The organism is Burkholderia cepacia, from assembly GCF_029962485.1.
Lineage (GTDB): Bacteria > Pseudomonadota > Gammaproteobacteria > Burkholderiales > Burkholderiaceae > Burkholderia.
Genome location: NZ_CP073637.1, coordinates 2281403 through 2305053 on the forward strand (window position 1 = coordinate 2281403; position 23651 = coordinate 2305053).

Here is a 23651-nt window from a genome sequence, read left to right on the forward strand (position 1 = left end):
CGTTTCCGTCCGCCGGCGCCGGTCTTCGAACCGGCGCGTTGCCCTCATGACGCACCCGATACCCAACATCCTGACGATCGCCGGCTCCGATTCGGGCGGCGGCGCAGGCATCCAGGCCGACCTGAAGACCTTTTCCGCGCTCGGCGCGTACGGCGCCAGCGTGATCACCGCGCTGACCGCGCAGAACACGCGCGGCGTGACGGGCGTGCATGCGCCGGACGCCGCGTTCGTTACCGCGCAGCTCGACGCGGTGTTCGACGACATCCGCATCGATGCGGTCAAGATCGGCATGCTCGCGAACGCGGCGATCGTCCACGCGGTGGCCGACGCGCTGCGGCGTTACACGCCGCGCTTCGTCGTGCTCGACACGGTGATGATCTCGAAGAGCTCGCACGCACTGCTCGCGCCCGACGCGGTCGAGGCGCTGCGCGACGCGCTGCTGCCGCTCGCGACGGTCGTCACGCCGAACCTGCCCGAAGCGGCCGCGCTGCTGGACGATGCACCCGCCAACACCGAGGACGACATGGTCCGGCAAGGCCAGGCGTTGCTACGGACGGGCGCGCGCGCGGTGCTGATGAAAGGCGGCCACTTGCCCGACGCGTCCGCCAGCCCCGACTGGCTCGTCGAAGCGGCACGCACCGTGCGGCTCGACGGTGCGCGCGTGCCGGTCAGCAACACGCACGGCACCGGCTGCACGCTGTCGTCGGCGATCGCCGCCCTGCTGCCGCAGCAGCCCGACCTCGAAAGCGCAGTGCGCGAAGCCAAGACCTACCTGACCGGCGCGATCGCCGCGAGCGGCCACCTCGACGTCGGACACGGCGTCGGCCCCGTCCATCACTTCCATCGCTGGTGGTAAGCACCCACCCGCTGACGCGGCGTCAGTGATCCTGCGCGGCGAACGCCTGCGCGCGCGCCGGCCAATCGTCGGGCACGACGAAGCCGCGCGCCCTTTCGCGCCACGTGCCGTCGCTGCCCTGTTCATGGATGCCGATCAGCGCAGGCGCCTCGCGCGTCGTCAACACGGGCGGCAGTTCCAGCGCAGCCGCCAGCGGTTCGGGTTCGAAGCCTGCGTCGGCGGCAACCCGCCGCGGCGCGAGCCACGCCAGCCGCGGCAACACGCTCCACGCAACACCGGCACGCTGCGCGGCCGCCCACGCCGGCCACTGCGCGTGCGTCAGCCAGAATCCATGGGGATGATCCGACGTGATTTCGACTGACACCGGCGGCAACGGCGCGCCGTGCGGATAGAACAGCCAGCCCTTGATGAACATCTGCGCGTCGGCAGGCGCGCCATAGCCGAGCCGCGCAAAGCCGTCGTGTTCACCGAGCCGCAACTGGTGATCGAGCAGCCGGCTGCGCTTGCGGTCGAACCGGTCGACGAGATTGGGGCCGACGAAGTCGGCAAGCGTCGCGCCGTCGTGCACCGGTGCGCATAGATAGCACTTCACCGCGAGCTCCCAGTGCAGGCGCTGCCCGTCCGGCGCATCGACGAGGAAATCGACTTCGCCGAGCGTCCTGCCGTTGCTGCGCAGCGGGAGATTGGCCGCGACGAGCCGCAGCGACGGGCCGTGCGTGAGGAAATATTCGAGCAGGCATTCCGCGTAACGGCCAAGCCGGGTCGGCCGGAACCCGTCGAGCGCGCGATGCAGCGGCTCGGGCTGCGCATCGAGCGCGGCGAGCCACGCCTCGACGGCCGACCGTCCGGCCGCATCCGGCCACGGTCGCGCAAGCGGCGCGCCCGGCACCGCGGTCAGCAGGCTCGGGCTGGCCAGCAGCCAGCCCAGATCGCGCACCGCGGTGTCGCGCAGCGTATCGACGAATGCGTACGCCGCGCCGGTCGTCATTGCCCGGCCGGCCCGCTCGTGTCGGCGCCCTCTGCGCGCTGGAACGTGTCGCGCGCCAGGCACAGGTCGGCCCACGCCTTCGACTTGTCCTGCAGGCTGCGCAACAGGTACGCCGGATGATAGGTGACGATCACCGGCACGCCTTCGTACGCATGCACGCGCCCGCGCAGCGACGCGATGCTCGCGTCCGTCTTCAGCAGCGTCTGCGCGGCGAAACGGCCGAGCGCGACGATCAGCTTCGGCTTCACGAGCGCGACCTGGCGCTGCAGATAAGGCTCACAGCTCGCGACCTCGTCCGGCTCCGGGTTGCGGTTACCGGGCGGGCGGCACTTGATCACGTTCGCGATGTACACGTTGTCGCCGCGCTTGAGCGACAGCGACTGCAGCATGTTGTCGAGCAGCTTGCCGGCCTGGCCGACGAACGGCTCGCCCTGCTTGTCCTCGTTTTCGCCCGGCGCTTCACCGATCAGCATCCAGTCGGCTTCGCGGTCGCCGACGCCGAACACGGTGTTGGTCCGCTTCTCGCACAGCCGGCACAACGTGCAGTCGGACACGCGCGCGGCCAGCGCATCCCAGTCGAGCGCGGCAACCGGTGTGCCGGCGGGGCGCGATTCGGCGGCCGGCACGGGCACGGGATCGCCCGGCGGCGCCGCGTCGAACCACGCGAAATCGTCGGCGCCGGCAGGCGGCGCATCGTCCATCGGCGGCATCGTGTCGGCCGAGGCAACCGGCGCGGGCGCGCGATCGCTCTCGACAACCCGGCGCGCCGGCGCAGCATCGGCGGCACGCACATCCGCCGCCGGCCTGTCGTCCTGCACCGGCTTACGTGCCGGGCGCACCTGTCGATCGTCCACGCCGGCAGCGGCGCTGTCCGCCGCGCCGGCTTGCGCCACGACGGGCGCTTCGGCTGCCGCGCCTTCATCCGCGCGCTGCCCGCGCCGTACCCAGATCTGCGCGAGGCCCAGTTCCTCGAGCGCCGCTTCAGCCCACGCCATGCGCGTCCCCCTCGTCCTTGTTCAGCGTCAGACGCATCACGATCGCGTCCTCCCGGCTGCGATGCTTCGCCGGATAGTAGTTCTTGCGGCGGCCAATCGTCACGAAGCCGAACCGCTCATACAGCTGGATCGCGCGCGGATTGGACGGCCGTACCTCGAGCAGCATGCCGTCGAGCCGCTCCGCGCGCGAAATGCGCACGGCCTCGCGCAGCAGCGCAAGGCCCGCGCCAGCATGCTGCGCAGGCGGCGCGACGCACAGGTTCAGCAGGTGCATCTCGTCGACCACGGGCATCAGCACGCAATAGCCGACGAGCGACCCCGTCACGTGCCGCAGGCACACGCCCAGGTAGCCGTTGCGCAACGAATCCTCGAAGTTGCCGCGGCTCCACGGAAATTCGTACGCGACGTGCTCGATCGCGACGACCTCGTCGAGATCGGCGTCCGTCATCGGCGCCAGATAGCGGTCGCTCAGCAAGACACCCGTCATCCCTTCGCTCCGCCCGTCTGCGCAGCCCGTGCAGCGACGCGCTCGGCGGTCGTTTGCGCGACCTTGTCGCGCACGTATTCAGGCGCGGCCTGATCGGCCGGCACCGTCCGCCCGGCGCGGAACGCGCGCAGCGCGGCATGCGCGACGGCCAGCGCATGCGGCATTGCGTCGCTGTCGATCACGGCCGCACGCGACGCGGCCGGCAACTGCGCGCCGAACGCGGCGGCCGCATTGCCCGCGAGTGTGAACGGCACATCGGGCACGCCGACGGCGCCCGGCGCATCGAGCGAAGCCGGATGCAGCGTGCGCCAGTCGCCGGCATCGACGTCCCATTCGAAATCGGCCCAGTAGGCTTCGTCCATCCGCGCGTCCAGCGCGGCCAGCACGCGGGTCGTGCCGGGCGCGCGCAGCCGCGCGTGCTCGGCGCAGGCGAGCAGCGTGCCGATCGGCACGACCGGCAACCCGCCGCCGAATGCGAGGCCCTGCGTAATGCCCGTCGCGGTGCGCAGGCCCGTGAACGAGCCAGGGCCCGCGCCGAACGCGATCGCGTCGCAATCGGCGAGCGTCAGCCCGGATTCGGCGAAGAGTTCCTGGATCGCCGGCAGCACGCGCGTGCTCGACACGGCGCCCGTCGGTTCGTGGCGGACCCAGGTTTGGGGGGAGGAAACGGCGTCATCGGCATGGGCCGAGCGCAGCAGCGCGACCGAGCAGTATTCGGTCGACGTATCGATGGCGAGGAGCACTGTTTGCGTCATGGCCGACATTGTAATGCGGCGCCCCGCTCCCACGGGCGATCGGGACCGATCCGTGCGCTTGCGCGGCACCGACGGCGGTTTGGAAGGATCGCTCGACCCCGCGCGGCGGTCCGCTTGTTAAGATCGCCCGACCTGAAACCCTTACGGAGACACCCGATGAGCGAACTCACCGCCCAATTCGACCAGGCCCAGATCGACGTCAAGCAACTGACCGAACGCCCGGGCAACCTGACCCTGCTGCGCCTGTACGCGCTCTTCAAGCAGGCAACCGACGGCGATGCACACGGCGACAAGCCGGGCTTTACCGACATCGTCGGCAAATACAAGTACGACGCGTGGGACGCGCTGAAGGGCACGTCCTCGGATGCGGCAAAGCAACAGTACGTCGAACTCGTCGAATCGTTGAAAAACGGCACGGCTTCCTGACCGGATCGACCGCCGCCGCAATAGGCAATCAAATCAGTGGCGCAGCGCAGCAAATTTCTTTATAATGCTGCCTGCGTCACCTCCCGCGCTCGGCTCGCATGCCGTTCCGGCCAGACGCCTCGTAGCGTTAAGCTCCAATCCGGTTTAGAACCTGTCCCCTCCTGCTTCGACCCTCGCGGTCGTCACTTATCAGGCTGGCGGCCCCGCTCCTGAAGCGCGCCGCACCCAAAACAGCTTCTAATGCCTCATCCGCCGACGGTTCGGCGGATTGCACCCGTTTCCCGATTTGCTCGCTGAATCCGACGACTTGGGTATGCGCGATTGGCGCCGACGTTTCACCCACTGTGTTTCAAGGATTGTTATGACTTCGAGCATCAACTCCAGCCCGCTCAACGCGATCGCCGACCAGGCGCTCGGTCTCGACGACGCCGCCGTACCGGCCGCGGTCGAACCGGCGTCGGACGAGCCGAGCTTCGCGTCGCTCGGGTTGTCGCCGGAGATCGTCTCCGCGCTGGAGGCCGCCGGCTATGTGAAGCCGACGCCGGTCCAGCAGCGCGCGATTCCGGCCGGCATCGCCGGCCGCGACCTGCTGGTGTCGAGCCCGACCGGTTCGGGCAAGACCGCCGCATTCATGCTGCCCGCGATCGAACGTTTCGCGCAGCTCCAGAAGACGCTGGCGCAGCAACCGCGCGCGCCGCGTGAACCGAACCAGGGCGACCGCCGTGCGCGCCGCCCGCAACCCGTCGCGCGCCCGGGCCTGCTCGTGCTGACGCCGACCCGTGAACTCGCGATGCAGGTCACCACGGCCGCATCGACGTACGGCAAGCACCTGAAGCGCCTGCGCACGGTCAGCATCCTCGGCGGCGTCGCCTACGGACAGCAGCTGATGCTGCTCGCGAAGAACCCGGAAATCCTGGTCGCCACGCCGGGCCGTCTGCTCGATCACCTCGAGCGCGGCCGTATCGACCTGTCCGAACTGAAGATGCTCGTGCTCGACGAAGCCGACCGCATGCTGGACATGGGCTTCATCGAAGACATCGAAACGATCGTCGCCGCCACGCCCGAGTCGCGCCAGACGATGCTGTTCTCGGCCACGCTCGACGGCAAGATCGGTTCGCTGACGGGCCGCCTGCTGAAGGATCCGGAACGCATCGAGATCCAGCAGCGCCTCGAGTCGCGCGCCAACATCGCGCAGACCGTGCACTACGTCGACGACCGCGACCACAAGGATCGCCTGCTCGATCACCTGCTGCGCGACGACGCGCTCGACCAGGCGATCATCTTCACGGCGACCAAGATCGACGCCGACCAGCTCGCCGGCCGTCTCGCCGACGCAGGCTTCGAATCGGCTGCGCTGCACGGCGACCTGCCGCAAGGCGCGCGTAACCGCACGATCCGTGCGCTGCGCGAGCGCCGCGTGCGCGTGCTGGTGGCCACCGACGTCGCGGCACGCGGCATCGACATCCCGGGCATCACGCACGTGTTCAACTACGACCTGCCGAAGTTCGCGGAAGACTACGTCCACCGTATCGGCCGTACCGGCCGTGCAGGCCGTTCGGGCACGGCGGTGAGCCTCGTGCACCACGCCGAGCAAGGCGCGCTCAAGCGCATCGAGCGCTTCGTGCGCTCGCCGCTGCCGGTCAACGTGGTCGAAGGTTTCGAGCCGCGCAAGGCGCCCCCGCGTAACGGCGGCAACGGCGGCCGCGGCCGTCCGGGCGGCGGTAACGGCGGTGGTCGACGTTTCGGCGGCAAGCCGGGCGGCGGTTATGGCGGCAACGGCAACGGTAACGGCCGCAGCTACGGCGGCGGCAATGGCGGCGGCTGGAGCGGCAAGCCGAGTGGCAGCCGTGACGGCGGCCCGCGTCGCGACGGTCAGCGCAGCGGCGGCCCGCGTCGCAGCAACTCCGCGTCGTAAGCACGCACGGGCGGCGCTTCGCCGCCGCCCCACGGATGGGCCCACCCATCCAGCCAACCGGCGCACCTGCGCCGGTTTTTTTTCGCCCCGCCCCACATTTCACGATGCGGAAAATTTTTTTGCGTCGTAAAAAATCATGTTGCACGGCACAACCCGTGTGATTGCGGGATGGGAAAATGCATTTCTTATCCCGAAATCAAAAATACAAGCACTTGATTTAAAACACTTAAAAATTTACCCGATCCCCGGAAAAGCCCCCTGTTTCGTGCCTGTCGATTTGCCTAGACTCTTATACAAGACTTCGCGAAACGGAATGCCCCGCACCCCGCTTCGCGAACGGCATCACACCCGTCAGATTCGGCACATTCGGCAACACACCGCATCAAGGAGCTCATCATGTCGCGTCAGCAACAGGCACAGGAACTGCAAAAGCAATGGGAAACCGACCCGCGCTGGAAAGGCATCAAACGCGGCTATTCGGCTGAGGACGTGGTCCGCCTGCGCGGCTCGGTCCCGATCGAGCACACGCTGGCCAAGCGCGGCGCGGAAAAGCTGTGGAGCCTCATCAACCACGAGCCGTTCGTCAACGCACTCGGCGCGCTGACCGGCAACCAGGCGATGCAGCAGGTGAAGGCCGGCCTGAAGGCCATCTACCTGTCCGGCTGGCAAGTGGCCGGCGACGCGAACGTCGCGGGCGAAATGTACCCGGACCAGTCGCTGTACCCGGCGAACTCGGTGCCGCTCGTCGTGAAGCGCATCAACAACACGCTGACGCGCGCCGACCAGATCCAGTGGTCGGAAGGCAAGAACCCGGGCGACGAAGGCTATGTCGACTTCTTCGCACCGATCGTCGCCGACGCGGAAGCCGGTTTCGGCGGCGTGCTGAACGCGTTCGAACTGATGAAGGCGATGATCGAGGCCGGCGCATCGGGCGTCCACTTCGAGGACCAGCTCGCGTCGGTGAAGAAGTGCGGCCACATGGGCGGCAAGGTGCTCGTGCCGACGCGCGAAGCCGTCGCGAAGCTGTCGGCCGCACGCCTCGCGGCCGACGTGATGGGCACGCCGACCGTGCTGGTCGCGCGGACCGACGCGGAAGCGGCCGACCTGATCACGTCCGACGTCGACGACAACGACAAGCCGTTCCTGACGGGCGAGCGCACGGTGGAAGGCTTCTTCCGCACGAAGCCGGGCCTCGGGCAGGCGATCTCGCGCGGCCTCGCGTATGCGCCGTACGCCGACCTGATCTGGTGCGAAACGGGCAAGCCCGATCTCGAGTACGCGAAGAAGTTCGCGGAAGCGATCCACAAGCAGTTCCCGGGCAAGCTGCTGTCGTACAACTGCTCGCCGTCGTTCAACTGGAAGAAGAACCTCGACGACGCGACGATCGCGAAGTTCCAGAAGGAACTCGGCGCGATGGGCTACAAGTTCCAGTTCATCACGCTGGCCGGCTTCCATGCGCTGAACTACTCGATGTTCAACCTTGCGCACGGCTATGCCCGCACGCAGATGAGCGCGTTCGTCGAACTGCAGCAGGCGGAGTTCGCGGCAGCCGACAAGGGCTTCACGGCCGTCAAGCACCAGCGTGAAGTCGGCACCGGCTACTTCGACGCGGTGACGCAGACGGTCGAGCGCGAAGCGTCGACGACCGCACTGCACGGCTCGACCGAAGACGAACAGTTCTTCGACGGCAAGAAAGTCGCGTAACACGCGCAAGCGTCACGCCGGTGCTCGCCTCGTCACGGCGCGGCACCGGCCACCGGACAACAATCAGGGAGGAGACGGCAGGCGCGCGATGCTGATCGCGCGACCGGCCGCGCGGCCTGCGGGCCGCCTGCAACGATGCGCGCCGGCTTCGTCCGGCGCGCCCTTTTTTGCGACGCTGCCCGAGCAGCCCGCCCTACCGATAAACGATCACCGGAATTTTCGTATGGGTCAGCACGCGCTGCGTCTCGCTGCCGATCAGCAGGCTGCCGAGCCCGCGGCGTCCGTGGGACGCCATGAAGATCACGTCGCAGCCGCCGCGTTCGGCCGCCTCGATGATGCCGAGATACGGCGACGGATGGACGCTCGTCCACGTGTCGCAGACGACGCCGGCCGCCCTCGCGGCCGCCTCGACCTCGTCGAGATGCGCGCGCGCCTCGCGTTCGCTGCGCGCGCGGAAATCGGCGGGCGGCTCGATGATCACTTCGGAAAACGGCGAGTACGGGTACTGCGGCAGGCACGCATAGGCCGTCACGCGCGCGCTGACCGCGCGTGCCAGGTCGATCGCGCCGTCGATCGCCTTCTGCGACAGTTCGGAACCGTCGGTTGGAACGAGGATGTGCCGGAACATCGCGCCCTCCTTCGTCAATCGCACGCCGCGTGCCGCGATCCCGTCCGGACCGTTCGCGACGCATCGGAGATGCCTCCTACGATTGTAGTGCGCGAAATCGCCCGACCGGCACCGGCAGCGGGTTCGCCCTCATATCGGAAACGCGCGGGCGTGCGTGGCCTACTCGCCCCAATAGCCGGGCTGCTCGTACGTGTGCTTCAGGTAATCGAGAAACAGGCGCACGCGCAACGGCAGGTGCCGGCGCTGCGGAAACACCGCGTGAATGCCGATCGGCGGCGCGGCGAACGCGTCGAGCACGCTGACGAGCCGGCCGGCCGCGATGTCGTCGCCGACCTCCCACCACGAGCGCCATGCAAGACCATGGCCTTCGAGGCACCACTCGTGCAACACCGCACCGTCCGAGCATTCCATCGTGCCGTTCACGCGGATCGACACGACCTTGTCGTCCTCCTGGAATGCCCAGCCGCGCTGCTGGTTCGCGTTCGCCGCAAGCGCGAGGCAGTTGTGCCGCGCCAGCTCCGCGAGCGTGACCGGCGTGCCGCGCCGCGCCAGATACGCGGGCGACGCAACACATACGCGGCGATTCTCGCCGAGCTTCAGCGACACGAGCGACGAATCGGGCAACTCGCCGAGCCGCACCGCGCAATCGAACCCCTCGTTGACGAGGTCGACCATCCGGTCGGACAGGTCGAGCGTGACCGACACGTCCGGATGCCCGACGCTGAATTCGGGCACGAGCGGCGCGACGTGCCGCCGGCCAAAGCCGGCCGGCGCGGAAATCCGCAGGTGGCCGCTCGCCTTGACGCCACCGGCGGACACGCTCGCCTCCGCGTTCTGCATGTCGTTGATGATCCGCTGGCAATCCTCGAGGAACGCCGAGCCCTCGAACGTCAGCGTGAGCTTGCGCGTCGTGCGCACCAGCAGCTTCACGCCGAGCCGCTCCTCGAGCGCGTCGAGGCGGCGGCCGATGATCGCCGGCGCGACGCCTTCCGCGTGCGCGGCCGCCGACAGGCTGCCTTTTGCCGCGACCGCGGCGAACGTTTCGATCTGTTTGAACCGGTCCATGAGTCGCAAGGACGGCACGGCCGCCCTTCAAATCGCTTAAGCCGTCAAGATTAGGTATATGAAAGTAAAAGATCAAGTGATGAATAGCGTCTTTTTTAGACCATACGATCACGAATAGAATCGATCCGACCTCTGAAACTGGAGTGCAAGGCTATGTCGGCCACAACGACACTCTCCTCTCCCGACGCAATCCTCTTCGACGCATTCGGCACGTTGTTCGACGTGCGTGCGGTCCTGGCCGCGGCGGAGCAAATGTTTCCCGGACACGGGGAACGGTTGTCGCAGCTGTGGCGACGCAAGCAAATCGAATACTCGCAGTTGCGCACGCTCGCCGATCCGGCCGGCGCGCGCTATCGCCCGTTCCGGGACATCACGCTCGACGCGCTGCGGTTCGCCGCGCGCCGGCTCGGGCTCGCGCTGAACAGCGCGGCCGAGAAGCGGCTGATGGACGAATACGCGTGCCTGTCCACCTATCCCGACACCGTGCCCGCGCTGCGCAAGCTGCGCGCGCTCGAGCCGCGCCCGCCACTCGGGATCCTGTCGAACGGCACCCCGCAGATGCTCGACATCGCGATCAAGAGCGCCGGCATGTCCGGGCTGTTCGATCGCGTGCTGTCGGCCGACACCGTGCGTGCGTACAAGCCGAGTCCGGCCGCCTACGCACTCGGCACCGCCGCGTTCGCGTCGAACCCGCGCAGCATCGTGTTCGTGTCGTCGAACGCCTGGGACGTCGCCGGCGCCGTCTGGTTCGGCTACACGACGTTCTGGCTCAACCGCACGGGCGCGCCCGCCGAGGAACTCGGCGCGCCGCCCGACGGCACGGGCACCGGCATGGCCGACCTGCTCGCATTCCTCGCCACCCCGGCTCCGTCCGGCAAGCCCGCAAACCGCACGCGCCCCAGCCCGGGTGCATGACGTTCGCAGCGCTGCCGCCTTCCCCCTTCACCGAAACCGCAACTGACCGACCAAGGAGATGAGACTCATGAGCACCCCGATCACGCTGCCGCAAGGCATGACGATCACCGGCGAAATCAAGCCGGGTTACGAAGCGATCCTGACGCCCGAAGCACTGGAACTCGTCGCGGCGCTGCATCGCACGTTCGAACCGCGCCGCCAGACGCTGCTGCAGGCGCGTGTCGAGCGCACGAAGCGCCTCGACGCGGGCGAGCGCCCCGACTTCCTGGCCGAGACGAAGTCGATCCGCGAAGGCGACTGGAAGGTCGCGTCGCTGCCGGCCGACCTGCAATGCCGCCGTGTCGAGATCACGGGCCCCGTCGAGCGCAAGATGATCATCAACGCGCTGAACTCGGGCGCCGATTCGTACATGACGGACTTCGAGGATTCGAATGCACCGAGCTGGACGAACCAGATCGATGGCCAGATCAACCTGAAGGACGCGGTGCGCCGCACGATCTCGCTCGAGCAGAACGGCAAGTCGTACAAGTTGAACGACAAGGTCGCGACGCTGATCGTGCGTCCGCGCGGCTGGCACCTCGACGAGAAGCACGTGACGGTCGACGGCCAGCGCGTGTCCGGCGGCATCTTCGATTTCGCGCTGTTCCTGTTCCACAACGCGAAGGAGCTGATCGCGCGCGGTTCGGGCCCGTACTTCTACCTGCCGAAGATGGAAAGCCATCTCGAGGCGCGCCTGTGGAACGACATCTTCGTCGCCGCGCAGGAAGCGGTTGGCGTACCGCGCGGCACGATCCGCGCGACGGTGCTGATCGAGACGATCCTTGCCGCGTTCGAGATGGACGAGATCCTGTATGAGCTGCGCGAACACAGCTCGGGACTGAACGCCGGCCGCTGGGACTACATCTTCTCGGCGATCAAGAAGTTCAAGAACGACCGCGACTTCTGTCTCGCCGACCGTTCGAAGATCACGATGACGGTGCCGTTCATGCGCGCGTACGCGCTGCTGCTGCTGAAGACCTGCCACAAGCGCAACGCGCCGGCGATCGGCGGGATGGCTGCGCTGATTCCGATCAAGAACGATCCGGAAGCGAACGAAAAGGCGATGGGCGGCGTGCGCTCGGACAAGGCCCGTGACGCGACCGACGGCTACGACGGCGGCTGGGTCGCGCACCCGGGCCTCGTGCCGATCGCGATGGAAGAGTTCGTCAAGGTGCTCGGCGACAAGCCGAACCAGATCGCGAAGCAGCGCGACGACGTGCAGGTCGAAGGCAAGAACCTGCTCGACTTCCAGCCGGAAGCGCCGATTACCGAAGCGGGCCTGCGCAACAACATCAACGTCGGCATCCACTACCTCGGTGCGTGGCTCGACGGCAACGGCTGCGTGCCGATCCACAACCTGATGGAAGACGCGGCCACGGCCGAGATCTCCCGCTCGCAGGTGTGGCAGTGGATCCGCTCGCCGAAGGGCGTGCTCGACGACGGCCGCAAGGTCACGGCGGAACTCGTTCGCGAGTACACGAAGGCCGAGCTCGACAACGTGAAGCGTTCCGTCGGCGGCAACACGCAGCCGTACGAGCGCGCCGCGGCCATCTTCGAACAGATGTCGACGTCGGAAGGCTTCACCGAATTCCTGACGCTGCCGCTGTACGAGGAAATCTGACGACGCGGCACGCAGCGACGGGCGGCTGCCTCACGCGCCGCCGCCCGTCGCATGCGATGACCGCATGAAAAAAGCGTCCCGCGGGGCGCTTTTTCTTTTGCAGCGAAGCCGGCTGCCGCCGGCCCGCTCAGGCGGCTTCCTGCTCGCGCCGGTGCTGAACCCAGTCGCCCGACGCGATGCGCGGACGCCCGGCGACCGCATGCGCGGCGATCGGATAATACAGGCACACGTATTGCCGGCCACCGAGCTCGACCGTCACCTCTTCCGGCTTGAAGAGCGAGTCGACGCCCGGATAGACGCGCTCGATCTCGTCGAGCACCGGGACGAGCTGCTCGTCGACCTCGTAGACGTCGCCCCAGACCAGCGACTTGTCGGTCGCCGGCCCGGCGATCATCCCCGGGTACGTGCCGAAATCGTACAGCTCGCCCGGCAGCGCGGCAGCGCCCAGCAGCGTCGGTGCCGCGATGCCGTGCCGTGCGGCCGCATGGCCGATGTCGTTGGCCTGTCCGGCTCGCAAGGTGCCATAGACGAATACGTAGCGCATCGTGGTTCTCCTCTTCGATTCGTGATTGCCGTGTTCTCGCGCGATTCACATGAAAATGCGCCTGCATCGATAGACCACGCTACCGGCCCGATGGTTCGAACCCGCCGGCACACTCGGCCGCGGGCCGCCGCCCGGGAATCGCCGGCGCCCATACAAAGTTCATTTGAACACGGCATGATCGCCCGAAAAACCGCCGCATGCGCACGCGCTGCGCCTTCTAAAATAACGGCATCGCCGCCGCGCTGCCCGAACCGTCCATGAATCCGCCCGTCCAAGCCGACGCATCGAACCCGTACGACGTCATCGACATCCCGCCCGAATTCGCGCCGACCGCTGTCCATCCGATGCGCGTTCGCGCACGGCAGGTCGATGCCGGCCGCCGCATCCCGCTGCACACGCATGCGTGGGCGCAGCTCGCGTACGCGTCGCGCGGCGTGCTGCGCGTCGCGACGACCGGCACGACGTGGATGGTGCCGCCGTCCCGCGCGATCTGGGTGCCGCCGCACGTGACGCACGAGGTCGTGATCGTCGAAGAGGCGTATTTGCGCACACTGTATATCGACGAGTCGATCGTGCCGGACGGGCTCGACGCGTGCCGCGTCGTCGAAGTGACGGGACTGCTGCGCGAACTGATCGTCGCGCTCGACGCACGCGACCTGAGCGCCGCACGCGAGCGCCTGCTGTGCGGGCTCGTGCTCGACGAGCTGAGTCACGCCGAACCGTTGCCGCTCGCGGTGCCGATGCCCGACGAGAAGCGGCTGCGCATGCTGTGCGAATCGGTGCTCGCGCACCCGGCGCATGCGGAGTCGCTCGAACACTGGGCGAGCGAGGTCGGCGCGAGCACGCGCACGATTTCGCGGCTCTTCAAGCAGGAACTGGGCGTGAGCTTTTCGCAGTGGCGCCAACAGGCGCTGCTGGCGCGCGCGATCCCGCTGTTGAACCAGGGGCGCCCGCTGTCACATATCGCACGCGAACTCGGCTACCAGAGCCAGAGCGCGTTCTCGGCGATGTTCCGCCGCGCATTCGGTCAAAGCCCGCGCGCGTTCATGCTGCGCGGCTACGAGCATCGCGGCGCCGAAGGCGGCCTCACGGAAAACGAAACGTCTGACGACAACGCGATCGACGCTGCTCGTTGATCGCGCGCGGCGGATCGTCAGCCCTTCAGACCGACCGCACCATGTGACGAATCGAGCCAAGTTGCGCGAGCCGCGGCCCGGCGACCTGGTAGCCCATGCGCTGGTAAAGACGCGCGGCGGGATTGTCGACGAACACGCGCAACTGCAGTTCGTGCAGCCCGCGCGCACGCGCCCAGCGGTGGGACATGTCGAGCATGTAGGTGCCGGCGCCCTGCCCGCGATGGCCGGCCGCGATTTGCACGTCGCGGATGTGCAGCGAATCGCCTTCTTCGGTCACGCGCAGCACGCCGATGCGCTCGCCGTCCGCCTCGAGGATGAAGTTTTCGGATTCGCGCCAGCTCGCGTAGAACAGGTCGCTGCGCCACACGAGTCCATGGCGCTTGTAGTAGCCGCCCATGTTGCCGTGCGTCAGCGCTTCGGCGAACGGGAAATCGCCGGGCTCCGCGGGCCGGAGCTGATACAGGAGTCGCAGGTCGGTCGGATCGAGCATCACGCAGGGGTCAAGAACGCATCCCGCCACGATAGCGCAGTCGCGCGGGGATGCAATCGCGAATTTCTCGTAGCGACGAGGTACATGATGCGGGATGGGCGCAACCGACGACACAAATGAAAAAGCCCGCACAAGGCGGGCTTTCTCATTTTTTGGCGGAGCGGACGGGACTCGCCTACATCCCGCAGGCCGCGGATGCGCGTGCACGCGCATCCCTTCGAGTCCCGCCGGAAGCCGCGCAGGCGACTTCCTCCACTCCGCAGTCACGCTGCCCGCCAGCGGGCGCAATCGACGACACAAATGAAAAAGCCCGCACAAGGCGGGCTTTCTCATTTTTTGGCGGAGCGGACGGGACTCGCCTACATCCCGCAGGCCGCGGATGCGCGTGCACGCGCATCCCTTCGAGTCCCGCCGGAAGCCGCGCAGGCGGCTTCCTCCGCTCCGCAGTCACGCGCCCGCCAGCGGGCGCAATCGACGACACAAATGAAAAAGCCCGCACAAGGCGGGCTTTCTCATTTTTTGGCGGAGCGGACGGGACTCGAACCCGCGACCCCCGGCGTGACAGGCCGGTATTCTAACCGACTGAACTACCGCTCCAGTCTTGCTGCTTGCCTGGCAGGCGTCGGTTACTTCCTGCCGGCGCGTCGTTTGTTCGAACGACGCCGAAATCTGGCGTCCCCTAGGGGATTCGAACCCCTGTACTCACCGTGAAAGGGTGATGTCCTAGGCCTCTAGACGAAGGGGACAACGTACTGCTTACATCTTTAACAATAAAGCCCGTTCAAAAAACGTTGTTTGAACGGGCTTCGTTCTGGCGGAGCGGACGGGGCTCGAACCCGCGACCCCCGGCGTGACAGGCCGGTATTCTAACCAACTGAACTACCGCTCCAGCTTTCTGCACCACCGCCTGCAGGACATCGTCACGGTCCTGCCTGCGTTGCGACACTTCTACGAAACGCCGCTGAATCTGGCGTCCCCTAGGGGATTCGAACCCCTGTACTCACCGTGAAAGGGTGATGTCCTAGGCCTCTAGACGAAGGGGACAACGTACTGCTTACATCTTTAATACAAAAGCCCGCTCAAAAACGTCTTGAACGGGCTTCGTTCTGGCGGAGCGGACGGGACTCGAACCCGCGACCCCCGGCGTGACAGGCCGGTATTCTAACCGACTGAACTACCGCTCCAACTTTCTGCACCGTTACCTGCAGGACGTCGGTTACGTTCCTGCAAGCCTCGCGACACTTCTACGAAACGCCGCTGAATCTGGCGTCCCCTAGGGGATTCGAACCCCTGTACTCACCGTGAAAGGGTGATGTCCTAGGCCTCTAGACGAAGGGGACATGATCTTTTCAGACCTGTCTGACTTTCGCTATTCACTTCTGGTCAACAGCGAAGGCCGAAATTCTAACTGCTTTGAATCATTTTGTGAAGCATTTATTACTACCGCTGCTTCGCAAATCAATCCAGCTTGTTCTGTTGGTGGAGGTAAGCGGGATCGAACCGCTGACCTCTTGCATGCCATGCAAGCGCTCTCCCAGCTGAGCTATACCCCCTTGCAGAACAGAAATGAGATTATATGGACCTACTTTGATCTTGTAAATACCCTTTTTGCGATTCGCGCGAAATATTTTGCGAAGCTGCCGCGCGCTCACGCGCAGACAGCTTCACTGACGCACGAACCTCAGGCGAGCACGCCCTCGATGCGCGACACCACGACGTCACGACCGAACAGCACGAGCACCGCGTCGATCGACGGCGTATGCGTGGTGCCCGCCACCAGCAGGCGCACCGGCATCGCGAGTTGCGGCATCTTCAGCTTGTGCGTGGCGAGCGTCGCCTTCAGCGCCGCGGACACCGCTTCCTTCGTCCAGTCGGCCGCCTTCAGCGCGGCGGCGAGATCAGCCAGCGCCGGCCGCACCGCATCGGTCACGTGCTGCGCGATCGCGTCGGCTTCCGGTGCCGGCACACGGTAGAACATCGCCGCACCTTCCGCGATCTCCTTCACCGTCGTCGCGCGATCCTTCATCAGGCCGACCACCGCATCGAGCGACGGGCCCGTCGCGAGCGCCGCTTCGTCGATGCCGAGCGCGCCGAGGAACGGCTTCGCGAGTTCGGCGAGGCGTGCGTTGTCGGCTTCCTTGATGTAGTGCGCGTTCAGCCAGCTCAGCTTGCTGTGGTCGTACTGCGCGGGCGACTTGCCGAGATGCTCGAGATCGAACCATTCGACGAACTGCTCGCGCGAGAAGATCTCGGCGTCACCGTGCGACCAGCCGAGGCGCGCGAGATAGTTGACGACCGCTTCGGGCAGGAAACCCGCGTCGCGGTACGCCATCACGCTCATCGCGCCATGCCGCTTGCTCATCTTCTCGCCCTGCTCGTTCAGCACGGTCGGCAGGTGCGCATAGACGGGCGCCTCGCCGCCGAGTGCATTCAGGATGTTGATCTGGCGCGGCGTGTTGTTTACGTGATCGTCGCCGCGGATCACGTGCGTGATGCCCATGTCCATGTCGTCCACCACCACGCAGAAGTTGTAGATCGGCGTGCCGTCCGGGCGCGCGATCACGAGGTCGTCGAGCTCCTCGTTCGAGATCTCGACACGCCCCTTCACCGCGTCTTCCCACACGACCGTGCCCGTCAGCGGATTGCGGAAGCGCAGCACCGGCTTCACGCCGGCCGGCGGCTCCGGCAGCACCTTGCCGGGCTCCGGACGCCACGTGCCGTCATAGCGCGGCTTCAGGCCGGCCTCGCGCTGGCGTTCGCGCAGCGCGTCGAGCTCCTCGGCGGACATGTAGCACGGGTACGCGAGGCCCTTCTCGAGCATCTGCGCGAGCACTTCGCGATAGCGGTCCATCCGCTGCATCTGGTAGATCGGGCCTTCGTCGAAATCCAGGCCGAGCCATTGCATCCCTTCGAGGATCGCATCGACCGCTTCCTGCGACGAACGCTCGACGTCGGTATCCTCGATGCGCAGCACGAACGTGCCTTCCATTTTGCGGGCGAATGCCCACGGATAGAGTGCGGAGCGGATGTTGCCGAGGTGAATGAAGCCGGTGGGACTCGGCGCGAAGCGGGTACGGACAGGACGGGTCATAAACGGTAACTCGAACGCCTGGGGCGCATGAATGATTCGACGCGGGACGACGGCGGCAGCCCGGACAGCAACGGAGCCGGCGACGCCCGGAACGGGAAAGAAGCCGGAATTATACTCGCGCCGCACATCGCGCCAAGCGCGCCGCGTGCTTTATGATGTGCGCGCCGCGGCCGCCAGCCGGCGCGGCGCCGGCCGCACGGAACCCGCCGTGCGGCCGCTCGGAACCTATCGCCGCCGCGGGCCGTGTAACCCGCCGCCAAGCCGCCGGAGAACCATTCGATGTCGTCCCCTCGCCTGTCGCGCCGTCACTTCACGATCGCATGCGCGTCCGCCAGCCTCGCCGCCTGCACGTCATTCGGCGACAAGTCCCGCCCCGGCAACACGTCCGGCACCGCACCGTCGCAGGAGAAGCCCGTGAAGATCGGCATCGCGCTCGGCGGCGGCGCCGCGCGCGGCTTCTCGCACATCGGCGTGCTGAAGGCGCTCGAGGCGCGCGGCATCCCGGTCGAGATCGTCGCCGGCACGAGCGCCGGCTCGGTGGTCGGCGCGCTCTATGCGTCGGGCATGAGCGCGCTGCAGATCAACAAGATCGCGCTCGACATGGACCAGGCGGCAATCAGCGACTGGGCGCTGCCGTTCCGCTCGCGCGGCCTCCTGCAAGGCGTCGCACTGCAGAACTTCCTGAACAAGACGTTGAACAACCGGCCGATCGAGAAGATGGCGAAGCCGCTCGGCATCGTCGCGACGGATCTGCAGAGCGGCCAGCCGATCCTGTTCCAGCAGGGCAACACGGGCCTCGCGGTGCGCGCGTCGTGCAGCGTGCCGTCGGTGTTCGAACCGGTGAAGATCGGTAATCGCGAATACGTCGACGGCGGCCTCGTGAGCCCGGTGCCCGCGTCGTATGCGCGCAAGATGGGCGCGAGCTTCGTGATCGCGGTCGACATCTCGGCCCGGCCGGATGGCGCCGCGACCAACAACCCGATCGAGATGCTGCTGCAGACCTTCACGATCATGGGCCAGACGATCAAGACCTACGAGCTCGACAAGTACGCGGACGTCGTGATCCGACCGAACCTCGCGGCGATGGGCGGCAGCGACTTCAACCAGCGCAACGCAGCGATCCTCGCGGGCGAGGAAGCGGTCGCGCGCATCATGCCGGAGCTGCAGCGCAAGCTCGCGGCCGCGCGCGGCGTGGCTGCGGCGTAATCGCGCCCGTCAGCGAGGGGGCGGCCGAGGTCGCCGCCTCGCTGCGGCCTGCCGTGCGATAGCCACGCCGTCGCCCGCGCCCCCCCCCAAAACAAAAAACCCTGCCGCCTTTCGGTGACAGGGTTTTTTTCGGTCTGACCGACCGCGAACGTCAGTTGTTGCCGTTCGCCGAATCGTCGCCGATCGTCGCGCGCACGCGCTGACGGAGGTCTTCGGGCTTCATCGGGAATTCCGATTCGAGCCGGCGCGCGCCGGTGAACCGCTTTTCCCAGTAGCCGCTGTCGAGATCGTCGACGCGAACGGTGCTGCCCGTCGACGGCGAGTGCACGAACTTGTTGTCGCCGATATAGATGCCGACGTGCGAGAACGTACGGCGCATCGTGTTGAAGAACACGAGATCGCCCGGCTTCAGGTTGCTCATGCTCACCTTCTCGCCGACGCGGCTCATCTCTTCCGCGCGACGCGGCAGCGACATGCCGAGCGTGTCCTGGAACACGTAGCGGACGAAGCCGCTGCAGTCGAGACCCGAATCCGGCGAGTTGCCGCCCCAGCGATAACGCACGCCGATCATGTTCAGCGCGCCGACGACCACGTCGCCTGCCTTGCCGGCCATGCCAGCGAGGAACGACTTCGCGCCGCCGCTCGACGGCTGCGCGCTGGTCTGCTGGAGGGAGGAACCCGACCCGATCTGAGTCGAATTGGTGACATTCTGGTTAAAACTGCTGACTTCGTCGGCGAACGCGCCGGGAGCTGCTGCGAACAGGGCGCCGATGAACAGCCCGGCGATGGTGCGCGCGCATGCCTGGGTCAGGGATCGATGCTGCATTGGTCGATGGAATGTGCTTAAAAATCAGCTGATTGGCGGAAAATTTCGGTCGATACTAGCCAGCGCGTAATCGTTTGTCAAAACAAATTAATAAATACAATCGAGATGGTCAGACCATTGGCGGCCTATCACGCTTTCCAGACCGCTTTCAACAGCTTTTGTGTGTAAGGATGTGTCGGTCTCGTGAAGATGTCGGACACCTCCCCCGACTCGACGACGGCGCCGTCCTGCATCACCGCGACGCGGTGCGCCATCGCGCCGATCACCTCCAGGTCGTGGCTGATGAACACATAGCCGAGGTTGTATTTCTGTTGCAAATTCGCGAGCAGTTTCAGCACCTGCTGCTGGATCGACACGTCGAGCGCCGACGTCGGCTCGTCGAGGATCAGGATCCGCGGTTCCAGCACCAGCGCCCGCGCGATTGCAATCCGCTGGCGCTGCCCGCCCGAGAATTCGTGCGGATAACGGTGCAGCACCGTGCGATCGAGGCCCACTTCGCGCAGCACCGCGAGCGACTTCGTGCGGCGCGCGTCGGGCGTCATGTCCGGGCGATGCAGCTCGAGCCCCTCGCCGACGATCCGCTCGATCGTATGACGCGGCGAAAGCGAACTGAATGGATCCTGAAAGACCACCTGCATGTTCGAGCGCAGCGCGGTCTGCTCGCGGCCGCGATAGGTCGACAACGCGCGCCCCTGGAATTCGATCTCGCCGCCGGTCGTCTTCTGCAGCCCGAGCAGCGCCATCGCGAGCGTCGACTTCCCCGACCCCGATTCGCCGACGATGCCGAGCGTCTCGCCCTGCCGCACCGACACCGACACGTCGGCGACGGCCGTCACCGGCACCGTGCCGAACCAGCCCGCGATGCCCGGCCGCTTGCGCGCGAACTGCACGCTCACGTGGCGCGCATCGAGCACGACGGGCGCGATCGGCATCACCGGCATGACCGCGCGCTGCGGCCGGCTGTTCAGCAGTCGCTGTGTATACGGATGTTCGGGTTCCGCGAAGATCCGCTCGACCGGCCCGCTCTCGACGAGCCGGCCGCGCTCCATCACGGCGATGCGTTCGGCGAAATGTCTGACGAGATTCAGGTCGTGCGTGATCAGCAGGATCGCCATCCCGCGCTTTTCCGCTTCCTCGCGCTGCAGCTCCAGCAGCAGGTCGACGATCTGCGCGCGAATCGTCACGTCGAGCGCGGTGGTCGGTTCGTCGGCGAGCAGCAGCCGCGGCCGGCACGCCAGCGCCATCGCGATCATCGCGCGCTGCCGCTGGCCGCCCGACAGCTGGTGCGGGTAACTGTCGACCCGCTTGTCCGGCTCCGCGATGCCCGTGCGCGCGAGCAACGCGATCGCGCGCTTGCGCGCCTCGACGGCCGATACGCCGTCGTGCAGCACGATCGTCTCGCCGATCTGCACGCCGATCGTATACAGCGGGTTGAGCGCCGTCATCGGCTCCTGGAAGATCATCGCGATGTCCGAGCCGCGCAGCCCGCGCATCTCGCGCTCGCTCTTGCCCGAAAGGTCCTGCCCCGCGAAGCGGATCGCGCCACTGACTTCGGCGTCGCGCAGTAACCGCAGGATCGACAGCGCGGTCACGCTCTTGCCGGAACCCGACTCGCCGACGAGCGCGACGCGCTCGCCGCGCCCGATCGCGAGCGTCACGTCGTCCACCGCGACCGTGTCGCCGAAGCGCACGTGCAGATGCTCGAGCGACAGCAGCGGTTCGTGCTGCGTCGATACGGTCGGCTCGCTCATCGCTGGCCTCCCGCTGCGCGCACCGAATCGGCGATCCGCGTGTCGAGCGCGTTGCGCAGCGCGTCGCCCATGAAGGTCAGCAGCAGCAGCGTCGCGACCAGCACGCCGAACGTCGACAGCGAGATCCACCACGCGTCGAGGTTGCCCTTGCCCTGCGCGAGCAACTCGCCGAGGCTCGGCGTCGGCGGCGGCACGCCGAGCCCGAGGAAATCGAGGCTCGTGAGCGCGAGGATCGAGCCGCTCATCCGGAACGGCAGGAACGTGATCACCGGCGTGAGACTGTTCGGCAGCACGTGGCGCCAGATGATCTGCCAGTTCGTGAGGCCCATCGCGCGCGCCGCGCGCACGTAGTCCTGCGTGCGGTTGCGCAGGAATTCCGCGCGCACGTAGTCGGCGAGCCCGATCCAGCCGAACAGCGACAGCAGCACGATCAGCAACAGGAAGCTCGGCTCGAAGATCGATGCGAAGATGATCAGCAGGTACAGCTCGGGCAGCGAACTCCAGATCTCGATCAGCCGCTGCCCGACGATGTCGATGCGCCCGCCGAAGAAGCCCTGTACGGCGCCCGCGGCGATCCCGAGCAGCGTGCCGATCACGGTCAGGATCAGCCCGAACTCGACCGAGATGCGAAACCCGTACACGAGCCGCGCGAGCAGGTCGCGCCCCTGCGCGTCGGTGCCGAGCCAGTTCTCGCGCGACGGCGGCGCCGGGTTCGGCACGTTCGAGAAGTAGTTCAGCGTGTCGTAGTAATAGTGGTTCGGCGGATAGACGACAAAGTTGCCGGGCGCCTCGAGCCGCTTGCGCACATACGGATCGAGATAGTCGGCCGGCGTCGGGAAATCGCCGCCAAAGGTCGTTTCCGGATACGCATGGAACATCGGGAAATAGGTCTGGCCGTCGTAGCGCACGACGAGCGGCTTGTCGTTCGACCACAGCGGCGCCGCGAGGCTCGCGGCGAACGCGACGACGAAGATCACGAAGCTCCAGTAGCCGAGGCGCTGCTGCCTGAAGCGTTGCCACACGCGGCGCGCGGGTGACGGCGACACGCGCGCACGGGCGGCATCGATGCGGGATGATGCGACGGCCCGGTTCATCGCGCTCCTCGCCCCACGGCGCCGGGCATGCGGATGGATCGTTTCATGTCAGCGCTCCAGGTTGTCGAATTGAATGCGCGGATCGACCCACACATAGCAGAGATCGGAGATCAGCTTGGTCGCGAGCCCGATCAGCGTGAACAGGTACAGCGTGCCGAGCACGACCGGATAGTCGCGCCGCACGACCGACTCGTACGACAACAGCCCGAGGCCGTCGAGCGAGAACAGCGTCTCGATCAGCAGGCTGCCCGTGAAGAACGCGCCGATGAACGCGGCCGGGAAGCCGACGATCAGCGGCAACATCGCATTGCGGAACACGTGCTTCCACAGCACGCTGCGCTCGGAGAGCCCCTTCGCGCGCGCGGTCAGCACGTATTGCCGGCGGATCTGGTCGAGGAACGCATTCTTCGTGAGCATCGTGACGACCGCGAAGCTGCCGACGACCGACGCCGTGATCGGCAGCGCGATGTGCCACAGGTAGTCGAGCACCTTGCCGACGAGCGACAGCTGCGCGAAGTTGTCCGACGTGAGGCCGCGCAGCGGAAAGAGCTGCCAGAACGAGCCGCCGCCGAACAGCACGAGCAACAGCACGCCGAGCACGAAACCCGGGATCGCATAGCCGACGAGCACGACGAGGCTCGTCGCGATGTCGAACGGCGAACCGTTACGCACGGCCTTCGCGATGCCGAGCGGCACCGAAATCAGGTACGTGAGGAAAAACGTCCACAGCCCGATGCTGATCGACACCGGCAGCTTCTGCACGACCAGCGACCACACGCTCTGGTGGCGGAAATAGCTGTCGCCGAGATCGAAGCGCGCGAAGCGCTTCAGCATCAGCCAGTAGCGTTCGAGCGGCGGCTTGTCGAAGCCGTACAGCGCCTTGAGCTGCGCGAGCTGCTGCGCGTCGACGCCGGTGTGCGCGCGCATCCCGAACGGCACCGCGCCCTGCTCCGTCGCGCCCTTGCGCAACTCCTGCACGGCCTGCTCGACGGGCCCGCCCGGCACGAACTGGATCACCGCGAACGTGAGGGTCAGCACGCCGATGAGCGTCGGGATCATCAGCAGCAGGCGTTTGAGGATGTAGCTCCACATAGGGCGTCGACTCGTGATCGGTGGCGG

At 66.7% G+C, this 23651-nt stretch carries 21 protein-coding genes and 7 tRNA genes; 8 read left to right on the forward strand and 20 right to left on the reverse strand.

Translation table 11 applies throughout. The features are described from left to right. The first annotated feature begins 46 nt into the window (after window positions 1–46). Entirely contained in the window at window positions 47–856 is an 810-nt protein-coding gene (gene thiD, locus KEC55_RS10585; protein ID WP_282505434.1) for a bifunctional hydroxymethylpyrimidine kinase/phosphomethylpyrimidine kinase, read from the forward strand. A gap of 22 nt (window positions 857–878) precedes the next feature. Here the strand turns inward: thiD and KEC55_RS10590 are convergent, their stop codons facing one another. Genes KEC55_RS10590 through tsaB form a run of 4 tightly spaced genes read right to left on the reverse strand, consistent with a single transcriptional unit; the run spans window position 879 to window position 4090 of the window. Next, a complete protein-coding gene (locus tag KEC55_RS10590) occupies window positions 879–1844 on the reverse strand; it encodes a DUF1853 family protein (protein WP_282505435.1) in 966 nt (321 codons plus the stop codon). After that, window positions 1841–2839, reverse strand: coding sequence for a uracil-DNA glycosylase (locus KEC55_RS10595; RefSeq protein WP_282505437.1), 999 nt, complete (start codon window positions 2837–2839; stop codon window positions 1841–1843). The genes KEC55_RS10590 and KEC55_RS10595 overlap by 4 nt, the downstream gene beginning before the upstream one ends. Continuing rightward, complete coding sequence (rimI, locus tag KEC55_RS10600) at window positions 2826–3326, reverse strand: ribosomal protein S18-alanine N-acetyltransferase (protein ID WP_282505438.1); 501 nt, start codon at window positions 3324–3326, stop codon at window positions 2826–2828. The genes KEC55_RS10595 and rimI overlap by 14 nt, the downstream gene beginning before the upstream one ends. Then, entirely contained in the window at window positions 3323–4090 is a 768-nt protein-coding gene (tsaB, locus tag KEC55_RS10605) for a tRNA (adenosine(37)-N6)-threonylcarbamoyltransferase complex dimerization subunit type 1 TsaB (protein WP_282505439.1), read from the reverse strand. The genes rimI and tsaB overlap by 4 nt, the downstream gene beginning before the upstream one ends. Before the next feature lie 147 nt (window positions 4091–4237). On the opposite strand from tsaB, the gene KEC55_RS10610 reads away from it, so the two are divergent. The 3 genes from KEC55_RS10610 (at window position 4238) to aceA (ending at window position 8126) form a co-directional block, all read left to right on the forward strand. Further along, a complete protein-coding gene (locus KEC55_RS10610; protein WP_176047359.1) occupies window positions 4238–4507 on the forward strand; it encodes an acyl-CoA-binding protein in 270 nt (89 codons plus the stop codon). A gap of 361 nt (window positions 4508–4868) precedes the next feature. Continuing rightward, the gene (locus KEC55_RS10615; protein ID WP_282505441.1) at window positions 4869–6422 is read left to right on the forward strand and encodes a DEAD/DEAH box helicase; all 1554 of its coding nucleotides are present in this window, start codon (window positions 4869–4871) and stop codon (window positions 6420–6422) included. 396 nt (window positions 6423–6818) lie between these two features. Then, the gene (gene aceA / locus KEC55_RS10620; RefSeq protein WP_124450638.1) at window positions 6819–8126 is read left to right on the forward strand and encodes an isocitrate lyase; all 1308 of its coding nucleotides are present in this window, start codon (window positions 6819–6821) and stop codon (window positions 8124–8126) included. A 193-nt stretch (window positions 8127–8319) separates the two neighbouring features. Here the strand turns inward: aceA and KEC55_RS10625 are convergent, their stop codons facing one another. After that, window positions 8320–8754 carry a universal stress protein gene (locus KEC55_RS10625; protein ID WP_176047362.1) on the reverse strand — a complete coding sequence of 145 codons (435 nt, stop codon included), beginning with the start codon at window positions 8752–8754 and terminating at the stop codon, window positions 8320–8322. Window positions 8755–8913: 159 nt separating this feature from the next. After that, window positions 8914–9819, reverse strand: a complete 906-nt coding sequence (locus KEC55_RS10630) for a LysR family transcriptional regulator (RefSeq protein ID WP_176047363.1) — start codon at window positions 9817–9819, stop codon at window positions 8914–8916. A gap of 153 nt (window positions 9820–9972) precedes the next feature. Here KEC55_RS10630 and KEC55_RS10635 point away from each other — a divergent pair, with 153 nt between their 5' ends. Together KEC55_RS10635 and aceB are read left to right on the forward strand one after the other, a co-directional pair. Beyond that, entirely contained in the window at window positions 9973–10734 is a 762-nt protein-coding gene (locus KEC55_RS10635; protein ID WP_282505446.1) for a haloacid dehalogenase type II, read from the forward strand. 67 nt (window positions 10735–10801) lie between these two features. After that, on the forward strand, window positions 10802–12394 hold the full coding sequence (aceB, locus tag KEC55_RS10640) for a malate synthase A (protein ID WP_282505448.1): 1593 nt from the start codon (window positions 10802–10804) through the stop codon (window positions 12392–12394). Between the two features lie 127 nt (window positions 12395–12521). Here the strand turns inward: aceB and KEC55_RS10645 are convergent, their stop codons facing one another. Then, entirely contained in the window at window positions 12522–12938 is a 417-nt protein-coding gene (locus KEC55_RS10645) for a gamma-glutamylcyclotransferase family protein (protein ID WP_282505449.1), read from the reverse strand. Window positions 12939–13195: 257 nt separating this feature from the next. On the opposite strand from KEC55_RS10645, the gene KEC55_RS10650 reads away from it, so the two are divergent. Then, window positions 13196–14074 carry an AraC family transcriptional regulator gene (locus KEC55_RS10650; protein ID WP_282505450.1) on the forward strand — a complete coding sequence of 293 codons (879 nt, stop codon included), beginning with the start codon at window positions 13196–13198 and terminating at the stop codon, window positions 14072–14074. Window positions 14075–14099: 25 nt separating this feature from the next. Here the strand turns inward: KEC55_RS10650 and KEC55_RS10655 are convergent, their stop codons facing one another. The 9 genes from KEC55_RS10655 to gltX all read right to left on the reverse strand — a co-directional run bounded on the left by KEC55_RS10655 (window position 14100) and on the right by gltX (window position 17655). Beyond that, complete coding sequence (locus KEC55_RS10655) at window positions 14100–14564, reverse strand: GNAT family N-acetyltransferase (protein ID WP_282505452.1); 465 nt, start codon at window positions 14562–14564, stop codon at window positions 14100–14102. Window positions 14565–15084: 520 nt separating this feature from the next. Next, window positions 15085–15161 (reverse strand) — tRNA-Asp (locus tag KEC55_RS10660). Window positions 15162–15234: 73 nt separating this feature from the next. Continuing rightward, window positions 15235–15310: transfer RNA gene (locus KEC55_RS10665), tRNA-Glu, on the reverse strand. A gap of 66 nt (window positions 15311–15376) precedes the next feature. Further along, window positions 15377–15453, reverse strand: a tRNA-Asp gene (locus tag KEC55_RS10670). Window positions 15454–15532: 79 nt separating this feature from the next. Beyond that, window positions 15533–15608: transfer RNA gene (locus KEC55_RS10675), tRNA-Glu, on the reverse strand. A gap of 63 nt (window positions 15609–15671) precedes the next feature. After that, window positions 15672–15748: transfer RNA gene (locus tag KEC55_RS10680), tRNA-Asp, on the reverse strand. An 80-nt stretch (window positions 15749–15828) separates the two neighbouring features. Beyond that, window positions 15829–15904, reverse strand: a tRNA-Glu gene (locus KEC55_RS10685). Window positions 15905–16041: 137 nt separating this feature from the next. Next, window positions 16042–16117 (reverse strand) — tRNA-Ala (locus tag KEC55_RS10690). Between the two features lie 128 nt (window positions 16118–16245). Next, window positions 16246–17655: a glutamate--tRNA ligase gene (gene gltX, locus KEC55_RS10695; protein WP_282505453.1), complete on the reverse strand. Its 1410-nt coding sequence runs from the start codon at window positions 17653–17655 to the stop codon at window positions 16246–16248. A gap of 279 nt (window positions 17656–17934) precedes the next feature. Between gltX and KEC55_RS10700 the strand changes: the two genes are divergently transcribed. Next, window positions 17935–18861: a patatin-like phospholipase family protein gene (locus tag KEC55_RS10700; RefSeq protein WP_282505455.1), complete on the forward strand. Its 927-nt coding sequence runs from the start codon at window positions 17935–17937 to the stop codon at window positions 18859–18861. 151 nt (window positions 18862–19012) lie between these two features. On the opposite strand, the gene KEC55_RS10705 is transcribed toward KEC55_RS10700, so the two are convergent. The 4 genes from KEC55_RS10705 to KEC55_RS10720 all read right to left on the reverse strand — a co-directional run bounded on the left by KEC55_RS10705 (window position 19013) and on the right by KEC55_RS10720 (window position 23624). Continuing rightward, window positions 19013–19687: a C40 family peptidase gene (locus tag KEC55_RS10705; RefSeq protein WP_282505457.1), complete on the reverse strand. Its 675-nt coding sequence runs from the start codon at window positions 19685–19687 to the stop codon at window positions 19013–19015. A 128-nt stretch (window positions 19688–19815) separates the two neighbouring features. Beyond that, window positions 19816–21438: an ABC transporter ATP-binding protein gene (locus tag KEC55_RS10710; RefSeq protein ID WP_282505458.1), complete on the reverse strand. Its 1623-nt coding sequence runs from the start codon at window positions 21436–21438 to the stop codon at window positions 19816–19818. Next, on the reverse strand, window positions 21435–22532 hold the full coding sequence (locus KEC55_RS10715) for an ABC transporter permease (RefSeq protein ID WP_282505459.1): 1098 nt from the start codon (window positions 22530–22532) through the stop codon (window positions 21435–21437). Before KEC55_RS10715 ends, KEC55_RS10710 begins: the two co-directional genes overlap by 4 nt. 48 nt (window positions 22533–22580) lie before the next feature. Then, window positions 22581–23624 carry a microcin C ABC transporter permease YejB gene (locus tag KEC55_RS10720; protein WP_176047373.1) on the reverse strand — a complete coding sequence of 348 codons (1044 nt, stop codon included), beginning with the start codon at window positions 23622–23624 and terminating at the stop codon, window positions 22581–22583. Window positions 23625–23651: the final 27 nt, after the last annotated feature.

What these genes read in the sequence shown, in the direction of transcription:
- thiD (WP_282505434.1), top strand. Translation starts at nt 47, where the DNA reads ATGACGCACCCGATACCCAACATCCTGACGATCGCCGGCTCCGATTCG.
- KEC55_RS10590 (WP_282505435.1), bottom strand. Translation starts at nt 1,844, where the DNA reads ATGACGACCGGCGCGGCGTACGCATTCGTCGATACGCTGCGCGACACC.
- KEC55_RS10595 (WP_282505437.1), bottom strand. Translation starts at nt 2,839, where the DNA reads ATGGCGTGGGCTGAAGCGGCGCTCGAGGAACTGGGCCTCGCGCAGATC.
- rimI (WP_282505438.1), bottom strand. Translation starts at nt 3,326, where the DNA reads ATGACGGGTGTCTTGCTGAGCGACCGCTATCTGGCGCCGATGACGGAC.
- tsaB (WP_282505439.1), bottom strand. Translation starts at nt 4,090, where the DNA reads ATGTCGGCCATGACGCAAACAGTGCTCCTCGCCATCGATACGTCGACC.
- KEC55_RS10610 (WP_176047359.1), top strand. Translation starts at nt 4,238, where the DNA reads ATGAGCGAACTCACCGCCCAATTCGACCAGGCCCAGATCGACGTCAAG.
- KEC55_RS10615 (WP_282505441.1), top strand. Translation starts at nt 4,869, where the DNA reads ATGACTTCGAGCATCAACTCCAGCCCGCTCAACGCGATCGCCGACCAG.
- aceA (WP_124450638.1), top strand. Translation starts at nt 6,819, where the DNA reads ATGTCGCGTCAGCAACAGGCACAGGAACTGCAAAAGCAATGGGAAACC.
- KEC55_RS10625 (WP_176047362.1), bottom strand. Translation starts at nt 8,754, where the DNA reads ATGTTCCGGCACATCCTCGTTCCAACCGACGGTTCCGAACTGTCGCAG.
- KEC55_RS10630 (WP_176047363.1), bottom strand. Translation starts at nt 9,819, where the DNA reads ATGGACCGGTTCAAACAGATCGAAACGTTCGCCGCGGTCGCGGCAAAA.
- KEC55_RS10635 (WP_282505446.1), top strand. Translation starts at nt 9,973, where the DNA reads ATGTCGGCCACAACGACACTCTCCTCTCCCGACGCAATCCTCTTCGAC.
- aceB (WP_282505448.1), top strand. Translation starts at nt 10,802, where the DNA reads ATGAGCACCCCGATCACGCTGCCGCAAGGCATGACGATCACCGGCGAA.
- KEC55_RS10645 (WP_282505449.1), bottom strand. Translation starts at nt 12,938, where the DNA reads ATGCGCTACGTATTCGTCTATGGCACCTTGCGAGCCGGACAGGCCAAC.
- KEC55_RS10650 (WP_282505450.1), top strand. Translation starts at nt 13,196, where the DNA reads ATGAATCCGCCCGTCCAAGCCGACGCATCGAACCCGTACGACGTCATC.
- KEC55_RS10655 (WP_282505452.1), bottom strand. Translation starts at nt 14,564, where the DNA reads ATGCTCGATCCGACCGACCTGCGACTCCTGTATCAGCTCCGGCCCGCG.
- gltX (WP_282505453.1), bottom strand. Translation starts at nt 17,655, where the DNA reads ATGACCCGTCCTGTCCGTACCCGCTTCGCGCCGAGTCCCACCGGCTTC.
- KEC55_RS10700 (WP_282505455.1), top strand. Translation starts at nt 17,935, where the DNA reads ATGTCGTCCCCTCGCCTGTCGCGCCGTCACTTCACGATCGCATGCGCG.
- KEC55_RS10705 (WP_282505457.1), bottom strand. Translation starts at nt 19,687, where the DNA reads ATGCAGCATCGATCCCTGACCCAGGCATGCGCGCGCACCATCGCCGGG.
- KEC55_RS10710 (WP_282505458.1), bottom strand. Translation starts at nt 21,438, where the DNA reads ATGAGCGAGCCGACCGTATCGACGCAGCACGAACCGCTGCTGTCGCTC.
- KEC55_RS10715 (WP_282505459.1), bottom strand. Translation starts at nt 22,532, where the DNA reads ATGAACCGGGCCGTCGCATCATCCCGCATCGATGCCGCCCGTGCGCGC.
- KEC55_RS10720 (WP_176047373.1), bottom strand. Translation starts at nt 23,624, where the DNA reads ATGTGGAGCTACATCCTCAAACGCCTGCTGCTGATGATCCCGACGCTC.